Annotated in this window: 15 protein-coding genes; 11 read left to right on the top strand and 4 right to left on the bottom strand. The window is 27.7% G+C overall.

Annotation, left to right across the window (positions count from 1 at the left end; genetic code table 11):
* Nucleotides 1-106 precede the first annotated feature (106 nt).
* From K0040_RS12130 to K0040_RS12115, 4 genes are all read left to right on the top strand, one after another.
* On the top strand, nt 107-529 hold the full coding sequence (locus tag K0040_RS12130; RefSeq protein ID WP_228109054.1) for a DUF1284 domain-containing protein: 423 nt from the start codon (nt 107-109) through the stop codon (nt 527-529).
* A 220-nt stretch (nt 530-749) separates the two neighbouring features.
* Entirely contained in the window at nt 750-1,064 is a 315-nt protein-coding gene (locus K0040_RS12125; protein ID WP_148557216.1) for a hypothetical protein, read from the top strand.
* A 128-nt stretch (nt 1,065-1,192) separates the two neighbouring features.
* A complete protein-coding gene (locus K0040_RS12120; protein WP_228109053.1) occupies nt 1,193-2,332 on the top strand; it encodes a DUF362 domain-containing protein in 1,140 nt (379 codons plus the stop codon).
* A 179-nt stretch (nt 2,333-2,511) separates the two neighbouring features.
* Complete coding sequence (locus tag K0040_RS12115) at nt 2,512-3,639, top strand: DUF5808 domain-containing protein (protein WP_228109052.1); 1,128 nt, start codon at nt 2,512-2,514, stop codon at nt 3,637-3,639.
* Between the two features lie 98 nt (nt 3,640-3,737).
* On the opposite strand, the gene K0040_RS12110 is transcribed toward K0040_RS12115, so the two are convergent.
* Nucleotides 3,738-5,312 carry a BCCT family transporter gene (locus K0040_RS12110; RefSeq protein WP_228109051.1) on the bottom strand — a complete coding sequence of 525 codons (1,575 nt, stop codon included), beginning with the start codon at nt 5,310-5,312 and terminating at the stop codon, nt 3,738-3,740.
* A 284-nt stretch (nt 5,313-5,596) separates the two neighbouring features.
* Here K0040_RS12110 and glyA point away from each other — a divergent pair, with 284 nt between their 5' ends.
* Nucleotides 5,597-6,838 (top strand): serine hydroxymethyltransferase, encoded by a 1,242-nt coding sequence (glyA, locus tag K0040_RS12105; RefSeq protein WP_074919407.1) that lies wholly within the window; start codon nt 5,597-5,599, stop codon nt 6,836-6,838.
* 80 nt (nt 6,839-6,918) lie between these two features.
* On the opposite strand, the gene K0040_RS12100 is transcribed toward glyA, so the two are convergent.
* Both K0040_RS12100 and K0040_RS12095 read right to left on the bottom strand, forming a co-directional pair.
* Nucleotides 6,919-7,605, bottom strand: a complete 687-nt coding sequence (locus K0040_RS12100) for a lysoplasmalogenase (RefSeq protein WP_228109050.1) — start codon at nt 7,603-7,605, stop codon at nt 6,919-6,921.
* 66 nt (nt 7,606-7,671) lie between these two features.
* The gene (locus K0040_RS12095; protein WP_228109049.1) at nt 7,672-8,289 is read right to left on the bottom strand and encodes a GNAT family N-acetyltransferase; all 618 of its coding nucleotides are present in this window, start codon (nt 8,287-8,289) and stop codon (nt 7,672-7,674) included.
* 227 nt (nt 8,290-8,516) lie between these two features.
* On the opposite strand from K0040_RS12095, the gene K0040_RS12090 reads away from it, so the two are divergent.
* The 3 genes from K0040_RS12090 to K0040_RS12080 are packed head-to-tail and all read left to right on the top strand — an operon-like array spanning nt 8,517 to nt 11,878.
* On the top strand, nt 8,517-9,332 hold the full coding sequence (locus K0040_RS12090; protein ID WP_228109048.1) for a hypothetical protein: 816 nt from the start codon (nt 8,517-8,519) through the stop codon (nt 9,330-9,332).
* A gap of 12 nt (nt 9,333-9,344) precedes the next feature.
* Nucleotides 9,345-10,472, top strand: coding sequence for an ATP-binding protein (locus K0040_RS12085; protein ID WP_228109047.1), 1,128 nt, complete (start codon nt 9,345-9,347; stop codon nt 10,470-10,472).
* Nucleotides 10,473-10,474: 2 nt separating this feature from the next.
* Entirely contained in the window at nt 10,475-11,878 is a 1,404-nt protein-coding gene (locus tag K0040_RS12080; protein WP_228109046.1) for a vWA domain-containing protein, read from the top strand.
* Between the two features lie 61 nt (nt 11,879-11,939).
* On the opposite strand, the gene K0040_RS12075 is transcribed toward K0040_RS12080, so the two are convergent.
* The gene (locus tag K0040_RS12075) at nt 11,940-13,148 is read right to left on the bottom strand and encodes an MFS transporter (RefSeq protein ID WP_228109045.1); all 1,209 of its coding nucleotides are present in this window, start codon (nt 13,146-13,148) and stop codon (nt 11,940-11,942) included.
* A 136-nt stretch (nt 13,149-13,284) separates the two neighbouring features.
* On the opposite strand from K0040_RS12075, the gene K0040_RS12070 reads away from it, so the two are divergent.
* The 3 genes from K0040_RS12070 to K0040_RS12060 are packed head-to-tail and all read left to right on the top strand — an operon-like array spanning nt 13,285 to nt 15,633.
* Nucleotides 13,285-13,938 carry an ABC transporter permease gene (locus K0040_RS12070; RefSeq protein ID WP_331476303.1) on the top strand — a complete coding sequence of 218 codons (654 nt, stop codon included), beginning with the start codon at nt 13,285-13,287 and terminating at the stop codon, nt 13,936-13,938.
* 32 nt (nt 13,939-13,970) lie between these two features.
* A complete protein-coding gene (locus K0040_RS12065) occupies nt 13,971-14,888 on the top strand; it encodes a glycine betaine ABC transporter substrate-binding protein (protein ID WP_228109044.1) in 918 nt (305 codons plus the stop codon).
* A 13-nt stretch (nt 14,889-14,901) separates the two neighbouring features.
* Nucleotides 14,902-15,633 carry an ATP-binding cassette domain-containing protein gene (locus tag K0040_RS12060; RefSeq protein WP_228109043.1) on the top strand — a complete coding sequence of 244 codons (732 nt, stop codon included), beginning with the start codon at nt 14,902-14,904 and terminating at the stop codon, nt 15,631-15,633.
* Nucleotides 15,634-15,779: the final 146 nt, after the last annotated feature.

Here is a 15,779-nt window from a genome sequence, read left to right as displayed (position 1 = left end):
ATAAAACTTAGTATTTTCATACTATAATAATCTTATGAGTACCTGGAAAATACAAGGTTTTGCATATATAAATTTAAATTTTGAAAGGAGGTCTAAAAGTAAGTTTATGTTAAGAATAAGACCACATCATTTACTTTGTATGAGAGCTTACAGTGGAAATGGATACAGTGAAGATTTTAAGGTTAAAATGGAAAATATTATAAAAAAAATTAAAGCTTATAATCAATTTCTTAAAGTAGAAAATATAAGGCAAGAAATAAATGAAGTAGAATTGGTTTTTTATACAGATAGTATTTGTGAGAAATGTCCGAATAAATTAGATGAAAATCTTTGCTCATCTCAATACAAAGTAAAATTGCTTGACTTAAAGGTTGTCAGATATTTTAATTTAAAAGAAGGATTTTACAATTATAGTGAATTAGAAGCATTAGTATATGATAATATGACAGAAGATATATTTGATGATATTTGTAAAGAATGTGAGTGGTATGGAGTTACTAATTGTAAGGATTATATAATTAATAAATAGTGTTGAAAATACAAAGAAAATGTCGTTGAAAATAGATTGTATATGATGTATAAATCACATATAATGTACTTAATGCTAGAGTCAAAAATGTAAAAATAATAAAATCTAATAGCAATGTATATAAATCATGAATTTTTATATTAATTAAAATAATTAATGTATCTTCATGGTTTTTGTTTAGTTTGGACAAATCTTTTATGCTTTTATTTTTATAATTTTATTGAAAAACTATAATATTATGGAAGTTGGTGTACCTATGGAAGAAATAAAGATGATAAGTAATGTAGGATATGATATTGGAGAAAAAGCTGAGTTACATGAATTAGAAATATTAAAATTACTTGAAATGATTAAATATGATCAGTATCATGATTTTTATAATAGAATTTTAGTTATTGCTAAATCTGTACAAGTTACTTTGCCAGATGAGCTATTTAAACATGATTATGATACATTTGAGATTTATATAAATGCATTATGGGAAGGCATAATGAAAAGCTGCCCTACTTTTAAAAATCAAAATATACTAAATTAGATATTAAAACTTCTGAGAAATAAAAAACTTCTATTTCTCAGAAGTTTTTTGTTTTATAACCCCTTATCATGAAATGATATAATTAATTAAGTAGTTAAAAAAGGAATATTATAAAAAGGAGATATAATATGAAAGAAGTGTCACTAAGAAGTTGTGATAGTTATAAATATGAAGAAGTAAAATCCCAATTAAAAAAATTGTTACATGATTTAGGTGGACTTGAAAAGTATGTAAAGAAAAATAGTACAGTATTTATAAAAATGAATCTTGTTGCAAAAAAATTGCCAGAAGAAATGGCAACTACTCATCCTATGATATTAAAAATTATGTCTGAACAACTTTTGGAGCTTGGATGCAAGGTAATAGTTGGGGATAGTCCAGGAGGACCTTACACAAAATCATCTTTAAAAGGTGTATACAAAGCTTGTGGTATAGAAAAAGTATGTGAAGAACTTAATATTAAATTGAATTATGATACTTCAGAAATAAAAGTAGAAAATAACAATGGAAAAATACTAAAATACATGACAGTAATAAAACCTATAGTTGAAGTAGATCATGTTATAAATATTTGCAAATTAAAAACTCATGCCATGGCAACTTTTACAGGAGGGGTAAAAAACTTATTTGGAGTAATACCTGGGGTGAAAAAGGCTGAGTATCATTTTAAAATGCCTGAAGTTAAGGATTTTACAGAATCATTAGTTGATATATGTGCTTTTGTATCACCAACTCTTACTATTATGGACGGCGTAGTTGGCATGGAAGGTGAAGGTCCAACTGCAGGTGTGCCTAGAAAAATAGGTGTATTACTAGCCTCTCCTAGCCCTTATGCTATAGATGTTATTGCCTGTAAACTTATAAATTTAGATCCACTTAAGGTTCCAACAGTACAAAGATCCGTTGAGCGAGACTTAATAGAAAAAGACTTTTCGGATATTTGTTTATTAGGAGAAGAATTAGAAGATAAAGTAGTTAAGGATTTTAAAATACCTTCAAATAAAAGTATTAGTTTTCTAAGAGGTAAAGTACCTAGAAATATTGAGATTTTTATAAATAAAAAATTGGCAGGGAAACCAGTAATAAATTATAAAGAATGCGTAAAGTGTGGAGTATGTAGCAGGGTTTGTCCTCCTAAAGTTATAGAAATGAAAGAAAATGGTCCTAATATAAATTTAGATAATTGCATAAGATGTTTTTGTTGTCATGAACTATGTCCTAAAAAGGCTGTGGATTTGAAAAGGCCTTTTATTTTTAGATTTTTATAAGAAGACCTAAATGTAACTTATGCATAAAAAACCATACTTTAGGAAAAGTAATTGATATTTTATTTCAGGTTCCTATAATATAAAACATATAAACAGAAAATTTAAATATTCATATTCTATTTATATACAAGTTTTTTGGACAGTAAATTATAATTAGCATAAAGACGGAGGGGGAGCTTATGTTTTTTCTAAACTATATAGTATTTATACTTATAATATTATTTACACATTTAATAGCTTTAAGTACACAATCATTAAGTAGTAGGAAATACTTTTTTGGAGTATACATAAACGAAATAATTATAGAAGAAGATTTAAAAGTTAAGATAACTAAAGATTTTAAAAGAAAATTAAATGTATCACTGTTTTTAAGTATCATGGTATATTTAATCCTAAAAACTATATTTGATTTAAATATAGGTGCTAATATTATAATTTCCACTACCGTATATCTTACTTTATTCTTTTTAATTTTAACAATAGAATATAAAAAAGTTAAATATGTAAAAGATACTTATTTAGCTAATTTACAGCTATATAATAATGATAATAAAGAACAAGTACCTATAAGAGTAATCATAAAAGAAGATGAAATTCTTGCAAATGAAAAGAAAAGAATAATAAAGAAATTTAAAATACTATTTGGAATATGCATAATATTATCTCTTGTATCATTTGTATACGTATTATTAAGCTATAAAAATATGCCAGACACTATAATCACACACTGGGGAGCATATGGTAAACCAAATGGGTACTCTAAAAAAAATATACTAAACGTATTTTTTACTAGTTTTATAGATATATCCATGGTACTATTATTTGCTGTAATAGGAATAGGAAGTGTAGCTGGAAATACTTATATAGACAATAAAAATTTAGAAGTAAATAGAAAGAAAGCTGTAAAATACTTAAATGGCATAGGATACTCTTTTCTTACTTTAACTCTTAGTATTCAGTCTATTACATCTACAATACCAATATTTATGGTACAAGAAAAAGATATGCCCATGTGGCTAACTATAGGATCATGTATAATACCAATTTTTATAGTAGTTCCTGTAATTTACTTTTACCTTATGTTAAGTAGTATAAAACCCAAGAGTAGAAATATATATACCATTGAAAATGACGATGAAAAGTGGATCTATGGTTTTATTTATTATAACAAAGAAGATCCAAAACTTATGGTAGAAAAAAGATTAGGTATGGGGTGGAGTATTAATATGGCTCATACTTTAGGAAAAGTGATTACAATTATACTTGTGCTAATAACAGTTGGAAGTTTATTAATTTGTTTTATATAAAAAATCATATTTTTAATAAAATAAAAAAGTAGTTACTAATCCTAAATAAAATGGCTAGTAACTACTTTTTAAAGTAATATACTAGAAAGTTAATTTTATTAGCATATTTCTTTACACTCATTATTATCTGATTTTAATTTATTCAAATACATTTCTTTTGTATTTATATTATTTTTTGAAGGTTTTTCATTATTAACTGATTTTTTATTACTAAATTCTTCACTTAATGCTTTTTTAATAGATACAATACTAATAAGCATTACGATTGCAAAAGGGAATGCAGATACTATAGACACCATTTGTAATGTTTCTAATCCACCGGATATAATTAAAGTTATTGCTAATAAGGCTTGAATTATTCCCCATGCAATTTTGTTTTTGTTACTAGGGTTCAAATCACCGTCAGATGTAAACATTCCTAATACATAGGTAGCTGAGTCGGCAGAGGAAATAAAGAAGGTACATAAAAGTATCATAGCTATTACAGATAATACTCCTCCCATATTATAATTTGCCAAGACTTTAAATAATGCTGTTTCTGTAACTGTAATTGAACTTGTAGCAAAATCCAAACCTAAATCCATACCTAATGTTCCAAATACTGAAAACCAAATCATACATGCTAATGCAGGTACGATTGTTACGCCAATTATAAATTCTCTTATTGTTCTACCTTTTGATATTCTGGCTATAAAAATACCAACAAAAGGAATCCATGCTATCCACAATGCCCAATAAAAGACCCTCCAGTTAGCTATCCATGTTCCGTTTTTATCTATAAACAAACTTTGAGAAATAAATGTTTCTAGATATAAACCAGTCCCATTTAAAAAATTTTTCATCATATTAGATTGAGAACCAATTAGTATTGCTCCACATAAAAATAAAAATGACAAAGTTAAGTTAATATTTGATAATAATTTAATTCCTTTATCTAAACCACTTGTAGAACTTTTTATATATAAAAAAGTAGCTATAGTAATTATAAGTATTTGTATCAAAATAGTGTTTTTAATATTAAATAAATATTCTAATCCACCAGCTATTTGCATAGTACCCATACCTAAAGAGGTGGCAATACCAGTAACTGTAGTGAATACTGCTAAAATATCAATAAACTTACCTATTGGACCTTTTACACCATCTTCACCTATGATAGGTAAAAATATACTACTTATTAATCCTGGTGCACCTTTTCTGAACTGAAAATATGCTAAAGCAAGTCCCATTAATGAATAGGCTGCCCAAGGTGTTATACCCCAATGCATAAAGGATTGTTGCATTGCAAAATTTATTGCTTCAGTGCTTCCAGGTTGAGAATTAATAGGATTCACAAAATGTTTCATGGGTTCAACTGCACTGAAAAATATTAAACCTATACCCATTCCTGCTCCAAATAACATGGAGAACCAAGATAAATTATTAAATTCAGGCCTGTCATCATCTTTACCGAGCCTTATATCACCATATTTACTAAAAATCAAAAACAATGTAAAAATAACTATTAAAAACATTACTACTAAGTAAAGCCAATTGAAGTTAATAATTACTATATTATATAAGTTTTTAGATATCTGTTTAAATAAGTTTGGGGCTATTAAGCCAAATCCAATTATCAAACTAGTGAACATTATAGAGATTATAAAGACACTATTTTTATTTTTTATATTCATAATATATCCTCCTAACTAAGTTATGATATAAAAACAACTTATAAAAAAAAATAAGTTGTTTTATAACAACCTGATTATAACATGATGTTGTCACTTTTGCAAATTCATGTATTTATACATAAACTAGATATTATAGGGAATTTAGATATTATACAAAAGAAGTATTTTTATAAGTTAGAAAATTTATATATTATATTATGTGAAAAAAATGCTATATTTATAGTAGGGGAAATTACAGATTTATTATTTGTCAACAGTAGGTTATAAATGAAAGGATGATGACTATGTTTGAAAATTTAAAACAAGCTGACATGGAAGTTTATAACAGTATGAAGAAAGAACTACTTAGACAACAAAGAAATATAGAGTTAATAGCATCGGAAAATATAGTATCAATGCCAGTAATGGAAACTATGGGAAGTCATTTGACTAACAAATATGCAGAGGGATACTCCGGTAACAGATACTATGGAGGATGTGTACATATTGACGAAGTTGAGACTTTGGCAATAGAAAGATTGAAGAAAATCTTTGGAGCAGAACATGCCAATGTACAACCTCACTCTGGAGCAAATGCAAATATAGCAGTTTACTTTGCTATATTAAAACCAGGAGATAAAGTAATGGGAATGAATTTATCTCAAGGCGGTCATTTAACTCATGGTTCTCCAGCAAATATATCTGGACAATATTTTGAATTCCATGAATATGGAGTAAATAAAGATGGATTTATTGACTATGATAATGTAAAAAAAGTTGCTCATGAAGTGAAACCTAAGCTAATTGTGGCAGGGGCAAGTGCTTATCCTAGAGCGATTGACTTTAAAAAGTTCAGAGAAATAGCTGACGAAGTGGGAGCATTGTTAATGGTTGATATGGCTCATATTGCAGGTTTAGTAGCAGCGGGACTTCATGAAAATCCTTGCGAAGTGGCAGATTTTGTAACAAGTACAACTCATAAAACTTTAAGAGGACCTCGTGGAGGAATAATTCTTTGTAAGGAAAAATATGCAAAAGCTATAGATAAAGCTATATTCCCAGGGACTCAAGGAGGACCATTAGAACATATAATTGCCTCCAAAGCTGTTTGTTTTAAAGAAGCATTAAGTGATGAGTTTAAAGAATATCAAAATCAAGTTGTGAAAAATTGCAAGAAATTAGCTGAAGAACTAATGAAAAGAGATTTTAAATTATTAACTGGAGGTACAGATAATCATTTAATATTACTTGATTTGACTAATAAAAAAATAACAGGAAAAGAAGCTGAAAAGAGATTAGATGAAGCTTATATCACTACAAATAAAAATGCAATTCCTTTTGATCCAAATGGAGCAAATGTAACTAGTGGAATAAGGGTAGGTAGTGCAGCAGTTACAACTAGAGGAATGAAAGAAGAGGACATGGTAGTTATAGCAGAGGCTATAGACTTATGTTTAACTTATGATTTAGAAGATAAGGCTAAAAATCTAGTTACAGGACTTACAGAAAAATATCCGTTATATGAAGAATATAATTTGATGGACTAATAATTTTAAGATAATATTAGGAAGTTATAATATTGAAGGGACATATCAATAAAGATATGTCCCTTGTTATGTTCAAAATATTAAAAGAACAACAAAGTTGAAGCGATGAGAAATTGACCAGTATAATAAGTAATTAAGTTTACTGCAGATAAATACTTTTTATGATGTTTATTAAATAATATAAAAGATAAGACTATATCTGAGAATATGAATAACAAGGCACCAACTAGCAGTAAACATGTTCCCATATTAAATTTTAATAAAAATACTAGTTTTATAGATTCAAAAGTCATTAAGCAAATAATAAAAGAATAAATACTTGCTGGTACTAGCATATTTTTAAAGTCTATATTTTTATTGGATTTTAATACTGAAATAGCAACAAAGGCTAAAAGTAAAGCTACTAGTAAATCAATAAAATTAAAGAAACTTAGATGAACAAAAGCAATGATATACATTATATGAGTTAGTGAAAAACTAACAACTCCATAAAGGAAGTACTTGTTCAAAGAACCATCTTTATGATTAATTTTAAGTGCAAGGAACATATCTCCAAATAAAGAAAAAATCAGACCAATAATTATTAATAAAAAATAATAATTATCTCCTGGTGACTTCATATGACATATTATCCCTGTAGAGATAAACAAAATACTAGTAATAGTTTTAAAAATAAATGCGTAATTCTTCTTTGGTTTGTAGATGAAGTAAATTAGTGTAAATAATGATATGAAAAATAATATTAAATTTATATAATAAGTTAACATGATACTTATTCCCCCTTTAATATTATTATAATATGATTTGCTACGATAAATACTTATTTAATTGTATCAATAAAATCCTTTTACTAATTTAGGCAAATATTCTTTCTTCAATTTCAAATAATCTGATTTTGTTAGTTCAAACCTATGAGATATTTGGAGGTTTCTTTTAGGCTTGTATGTCTTAACATATTTAAATCCTAAGTTGTTTAGAGATTTTGGTGTATACTTATTTTCAGAATATGTTAATGCCACCAATTTATCTAAATCTAATAGTTCAAAGCCTGTAATTAGAGTTATTACTGTCAATTCTGTAGAATAATCATTACCCCAATATTTAGGATTTATACAAATTCCTATTTCACCTTCTTTTGATTTAGTTCTTATATTGTTAATCCCTATATTTCCAATTACTTTTTTATCATTTTTATGATAGATAACATAATTACCTACTTTACCTTGTTTATAATTATTTATAAAAAATACTTGAACAAATCTTTTTGTATCATTAATAGTTTTATGTGCATTAAAAGGTAGATATTGTACTACTTTCTCTTTGCAAAGATATTCATAAATATCAGGTACGTCCTGTAATGTTGCCGGTCTAAGTATAAATCTAGGAGTTTCAATAATTTTCATCTGACTATATTGAGAGTTAGAAATTTTATATCCAAATATATTATCCATAATTTTCACCTCTTAATTTTGGATTTACTTTAAATTATGAATTGGGTATCAAATATGTTAAATTAACAAAGTTTATAATTATAAAAGTTAAAATCTAAATTAGTTATTTTTTCTAATTATTTCCATAATTATACTGTTTAAATTGACTTTAAAAGTATATAAACTATAATGAAAAGTAATTATGACTTTAAAAAACAAAACAATAGTAATAGATGAGGTGGTACTATATGGAAGAATCAAGACTTATTGAAATGATAAAGAGAAATCCTTCTATTATAACAACTATAAATGATCCAACAGATGAGATGAAATTGCTAGCCTTAGAAAGAAAGGGGCTTTTATTAAGAAATATAAAAAATCCAACAGATGAAATGAAAGAAGTTGCTTTAGAAAATAATGTGAGAGCAATTCAATATATAGATGATCCAAGTGAGAAGATGATGATAAAGGCTGTAAATGAAGGGTGGAGTATTTTAGATTATATAAAGAACCCTACTGACAAAGTAATAAGACTAGCTATAGATAAGTCAGGATGGGCAATTCAGTATATAAAAAATCCCAGTGAGGAATTACAATTACTTGCAGTAAGAAAAAATTATGATTCAATAAAATATATACAAAATCCCAGTGAAAAAGTGCAAGAAGAATCAGTGAAAATTAGTTATGATGCACTAAGATATATTAAATTGCCAAGTTTTAATGCTCAGTTATTAGCTGTAAAAAATAATGAGTCAGCAGTAAGGCTTATGCATGATATAAATAGGAATAAAGCTATTGAATTTTTAAAAATAAATATTTTAGTGATCAAACATATACCAAGGGATATTCAAAAAGAAATAAATTTAGAAGATTTACAAGAAATACTAAAAGAAGTATTAAGCAATGAAAATGTTGAAGAAAAATACGTTAGAGATTTTCTAAGATGTACTGTTATAGACAGAGATAGTGAGACTTTTCCAATGGACAAGATTTTGTTTATTTATAAATATGGAAGTAAAAAAGCAAAGAAAATAGCTGTAGATGAAAAGTTAAAGATAATGTAGGAGAGAGAGACTATGAATTTTATAGATACATTAAAAAGTGTTGAGTTGGTATTATCTACTGGAGAAGTTCCTTTAGTAGTAGGAGAAAGTGGAATAGGAAAAACGGCTTTAGCTAAAAAGCTTGCAAAGGATAAGGGCTGGACATTAGTTACTATTGACGGGAACCTACTTAAAGAAGGTGAAATAGGAGGACTTCCAACAGTTGAATCTTATGAGAGTATGGATGCTAATGGAAATAAAATTGAAAAGAAAACTACTATTTATGCCATCCACAATAAATTAAGAGAGATTGATGAAGAAATAAATAATGGAAGAAGTGTGCTTTTATTTATAGATGAAATAAATCGTTGTGAACATACAGTTCAACAAGAACTTATGAATTTAATATTAAATAGAGAAATAAACGGATATAAATTACCTGAAAGTGTGAAGATACTAGCAGCAATGAATCCATCAAGCAAATATGGTTCTGATTTTGATTATCAAGTTGTTGATATGGATGCAGCACAAGAAAATAGATTTGTTTGGTTAAATATGGATCCAGATCATAATGGATGGATAAAATGGGCAATAGGTGCAGGCATAGAGACTAAGGTTATAGAGTTTATTTCCACATTCCCAGAGTATTTACACAAAATAAACGATGAGGACGTTAGAGCTACTCCAAGAAGTTATGAAAGAGTTTCAAAAACTTATAAAATGTATAAAGAGCAACAAGATATTATACCAAGATCAGTATTTGTAAATGTTATAAAAGGTAATGTGGGAAAAGTTATTGCAGAAGAGTTTGTAAGCTTTGTAGAGTCTAATTGCAGTCCATTAATATCCTTTGATGATGTTTTTTCTAAAGAAAATCTAGATGAAAATGTAATAGAAAGAATAAAAAATGAAAGTCACACAAGACTTTATATAACTGCCATGAACATATTAAAAACACTAGAAAATAAAATAATAGAAGACAAAAATGATAAATTTCTTGTAAATAGATTTGTTGAATTTTTAGGGAAATATCCAATAGATTTAATGGTAGGAGTTATGAAAGATATGAAAACTAGTTATAATGAGGTATACAAGAAAGCCATAGAAAATGAAAATTTTGTGGACGTGTATTTTCAAGCTTATAATTCAATAAGGAGCTAATTATGGGAACTTATTTTGAAAAAGAAAGAAAATACCTTTATGGAAAAGCTATGGAGGTAGTTAATGCAACTGAAATGTTAAAAGTTTACCGTAAGGGTGAAAAATATGAAGTTACAATGGAAGAAGAATACAATAGGGAATTTTTTGGTCTTGTTGACAAGGTAAATTTAAGTTTAATGGAAGATAAAGATAATTTTTATGGTTACTTTTTATTTCAGATGGAAAAAATCATAAGATTTGATATGACAAGTGCAACTTCTGTTAGCTTTAAAGGTGCAAAATATGTAATTTACTTTAATCCAATTATTTTCTTGGAACTTAATATAAAACAAATGGAGACTACCATAAAACATGAAATACTTCATATAGTATCTCAACATCTAATTAGAGGGAAAGATTTAAAAGATAAATACTCTACTTTGGCAATTAATCTGGCAATGGATGTGGTTGCAAATCAATATTTGGATTACTTACCACCCTATGCAATTACATTAGAATATATAAATGTGAAATATAACTTAAAGCTGGATCCTTATAAAACTTTTGAGTACTATTTGGAAAAAATTCAAACGGAGCTAGATTTGCAGGAAGAAGATGATGAAGGTGAAGAAATAGATAGCAATAAAAATGTGGCTGTAGAGTTTGATATAGAACAAACCCACGATTCTTGGAATGAGTCTGATGAAATAGATGAGAAAACTTTAAAAGAATTCACAGAAAAAATAGCTGGCGATTCACAAAAAGGAAGTATTCCAAACTACTTGGAAGAAATGATAAAATCTTTAAAAAGTAACAAAGGAGAACTTCCTTGGAATTTGTACTTAAAAAAACTAATGGGAACTGTTGAAGCTAATAAAAAGAAAACTATAACAAGAAGAAATAGAAGACAGCCCAATAGACTAGATCTTAGGGGAGAGCTTAGGGGTCATAAAGCAGAAATTGCTGTAGCTATTGACATAAGTGGAAGTATAAGTGATGAAGAATTTAAACAAGCTATTAAAGAAGTCCTTAGCATTGTAAAAAATTACAATCAAGAAATTACCATAATAGAGTGTGACAAGGAAATTAGAAGAACATATAAAGTAAAATCAGTAAGAGATGTTAAAGACAGGATGGCTACAGGTGGAGGAACGGAATTTTCACCAGTTTTTCAATATGCTAACAATAAAAAGTTAAACTTATTGGTATACTTTACTGACGGAAAAGGCGAAGAAAGACTTAGAGTAGTACCAAAAGGATATAATATTTTATGGGTTATATCTGGTAGAGGAGATGAGCTTTCTCTACTTAAACCTTATGGAGCTGTGAAAAAATTAAGTAAAGTTGAAGTGAAAGAAGAAATCATAGATATGGGTGATATTAGAAGTGATGGATACTCTATGAATAATCAACAGCCAATATTATAAATAATAAATAGGATGTTTTAAAATACTTGATAATTTAAAACATCCTATTTTGTTGGAATTTTTAAAAATTAGCTTTTCTATGAAAAATAAAGTATATTAGAGAAACAATAAGAGATACTGCCAGTAAACTTAAAAATAAAAAAGAATGATTTATATTGTAAATAAATGCAGACACTAAAGGGCCAACGGCATATCCTAAAGATTCACATCCTCCTACAAAACCAAAAACAATTCCTTTTATTTTAGGAGAATTTCCAAATTCACTTAGAGAGCTTTGAAGAGCTGCATTTAAGAAAGTAGCACCTAAAAAATATACAATAATTACTAAGGTAAAAATAGGTACATTTTTAACAAAGATAAGTCCTAATAAAGTTATGTTCATGACAAAGAATGATAGAATAAGTTGTTTATTATTGCCTATTTTATCTGCAATAAAACCAGCTATAGGTGCACCAATACCAAAAACTACTAAGTAGATTGAAATAATAGCAGAAGAGTAAGCTATAGAAGTATTAAGTACACTCTTTGCATAAAAATGAATTAACGCTACAACACATCCATAAATATAATCACCTAAAAAGGCTATGCTACCAAGAACTAAAATTTTGTAGTATAGTTTATATTTTTTTATTTCATGTAGCATATCTTTAAACTTTATCTTATTTGTAGTAGTTTTGTTTTTTAAACATCTTTGATTATCATCTTTAATTTTAAAAATTATATAAATGGCAGTTAAAAATATTCCGGCAGAAGATAAGTAAAAAGCTAGATTGTAATTATTAAATTTAGTAACAATGAAACCACCAATAGCACTACCTATACCTCCTCCTAATGTGAAAACAGCGGCTGCAAGGCCTGTACATTCACCTCTTTTTTTCTCATCAAGAGAGCGAGATAATATGGAATAAGTAGCAGGTGCTGCCATGCCAAGTACGCCACCTTGAATTATATAAAGATAGCTTGCAGCTTGTCCTGTTTTAAATAGAGTATAAGCAAAGGGTATTGAAGACATTAACAAAATAGCTAATACCAAGGTAAATTTATCTCCCAATTTATCAGAGATTACCCCAAAAGGCATTTGAATTAATGTTTTTGATACTCCATATAGAGATAAAACAGTTCCTACCATAACAGTGGCAATTCCAAATGAATTTAAGTAAAGTGGGATAATGGGAATCATAACAGAGTAAAATATCCCAAATAATAGTCTGTATGTACAAAAACGCCTCAATTCCTTCCTAGTAAAAAGAACGCTTTTATCAAATATCATAAGTTTCTCCTATAAAAAATAATAAGTATAAATTATAACTAAACATAGTTTTCAACTAAATATCAAATCTATTCCTCATATCTATATGAAAAAACTCATAAGATTATGTATGAGATGATGCTAAATACTAAAGTTGGTGGTGGTAAAAATATTAAAAGAAGTATTTCAGTTATATATAGATAGAAGTGATTTTTTTTTAGAAATTCTTTTACAGCATATAATGATTTGTGGAATAGCTATTGCAATAGCCTCAATTATAGGAATTTCACTTGGAATAATTATTAGTGAATTCAAAAAAACTACATCTCCTGTTCTCTCTTTAGTAAACTTTATTTATACAATTCCATCCATAGCCTTACTAGGATTTTTTATACCTATATCAGGCATAGGTGATAAAACGGCTATTATAGCTTTAACAATATATGCCTTACTTCCTATGGTTAGAAGTACATATACAGGAATTGAGACTATAGACCCTGCCATAATAGAATCAGCAAAGAGTATGGGAAGTACAGATTATCAAATTTTGTATAAGATAAAACTTCCTCTAGCTACAACAGTTATATTGTCTGGTCTTAGAAATATGGTTGTTATGACAATTGCACTGGGAGGGATTTCGTCATTTATTGGTGCAGGAGGACTAGGAGTAGCAATATATAGAGGAATTACAACTAATAATGCAGCACTGACTTTCGCAGGAAGTTTATTAATAGCAGTATTAGCACTATTAGTGGACCTAATTATTGGACTAATAGAAAAATTTATAAAAAGAAAATGGAAATTAAATTAAAAAGGATATAAATTTAAAGTTGGGAGGAAAAAATGAAAGTTAATAAATATTTGAAAAAAATATCTATGATTTTAATGATTTTTGCCATAAGCATGACTACAGGAATATCTTGCACTAAAAAAGAAAAATCTGAAGGTACTATAAAAATAGCCACCAAGCCAATGACAGAGCAGTTTATTTTAAGCGAGATGATAGGTTTGTTAATAGAAGAAAATACAGACTTAAAAGTGGAAATTACTAAAGGTATTGGTGGAGGGACAAGTAATATTCAGCCAGCCATGGAAAAGGGAGAATTTGATTTGTATCCAGAATATACTGGAACAGGATGGAGTTTTATACTTAAAGAAAAAGAAATTCCAGATGATGAAGTTTTGTTTAAAGAATTGCAAAAAAAGTATAAAGAAAAATATAATTTTAAGTGGGTTGGACTATATGGATTTAATAATACTTTTGGATTAGTAATAAGAAAAGATTTAGCAGAAAAATATGATATTAAGACCTACTCAGATTTAGCTAAATATGCGCCAAAACTTAACTTTGGAGCCGAATATGATTTTTATGAAAGAGACGATGGATATGATGCTTTGTGTGAAACTTATGGATTGAAATTTAAAGATGCCAAAGACATGGATATAGGATTAAAATATGATGCAATAAATTCAAAAGAAATAGACGTAATGAATATGTTCACAACAGATGGTCAACTATCAGTTTCAGATGTGACTGTTTTAGATGATGATAAACATTTCTACAATACTTATTATTGCTCAACTGTTGTAAGAGAAGAAGCTCTAGATAAATATCCTGGGTTAGAAAAAGTGTTGATAAAAATGGATAATATTATTGATGAGGGTGAAATGGCTAAATTAAATTATGAAGTAGAAGGAAAAAATAGAGATGAAAAAGAAGTAGCCAAGGAGTTCTTACAAGAAAAAGGACTTATAGAATAGGCGGTGAAGTGCCATGGAAGATAATATTATAAAATTTGAAAATGTAAGTAAAATATATAAAGATAAGGTTGTATTAGAAAACTTTAACTTAGATATAAAAAAAGGCGAATTTTTAACAATAATAGGTAGTTCAGGATGTGGGAAAACTACAGTGCTTAAATTAATAAATGGCCTCATATATGCTGAAAAAGGAAAGGTAATTGTTAATGGCAATGATATTTTGCAGACTAATCAGATTCAACTAAGGAGAAATATCGGATATGTAATCCAAGACATAGGGCTTTTCCCTCACATGACTGTAGAAAGAAATATATCCTATGTGTTAAATTTATCAAAAATAAAAAATAAGAAATTAATTAAAGATAAGGTAAATACAATTATAAAAGTAGTTGGTATGGATTATGATATATTAAAACGATATCCTAGTGAATTATCAGGAGGACAAAAACAAAGAGTAGGTATAGCTAGAGCCTTAGTTTCAAGTCCTAAAATTTTGTTAATGGATGAGCCATTTTGTTCAGTAGATGAAATTACAAGAAGAATATTACAAGAGGTAATAACTGATATTTATAAAAATTTAGGTGTCACCATAATCTTTATTACTCATGACATACAAGAAGCATTAAAATTAGGAACAAAAGTAGCCGTTATGAATGAAGGCAAAATAATTCAATATTCTTCACCTTGTTATATTAAGGAAAAACCAAAAACCGATTTTGTTAGAGATTTGGTAAAAGGTTATTAATTAAAATGTAGTTACTAATTATATTAAAATGGACCCTTTGTCAAGGACACTAGAAAAAACGACTGGCTAAGCCGTCATTAAAAGTTGACTTCTATACTTATTAGGAGTCAGCTTTTTTAAATTCCATTGACATCTATAATTATTGT

This window comes from Terrisporobacter petrolearius (genome assembly GCF_020748185.1).
Taxonomy (GTDB): domain Bacteria; phylum Bacillota; class Clostridia; order Peptostreptococcales; family Peptostreptococcaceae; genus Terrisporobacter; species Terrisporobacter petrolearius.
The sequence above is the reverse complement of the archived record's forward strand: the minus strand, read 5'-3'. Positions and strand labels throughout refer to the sequence as shown.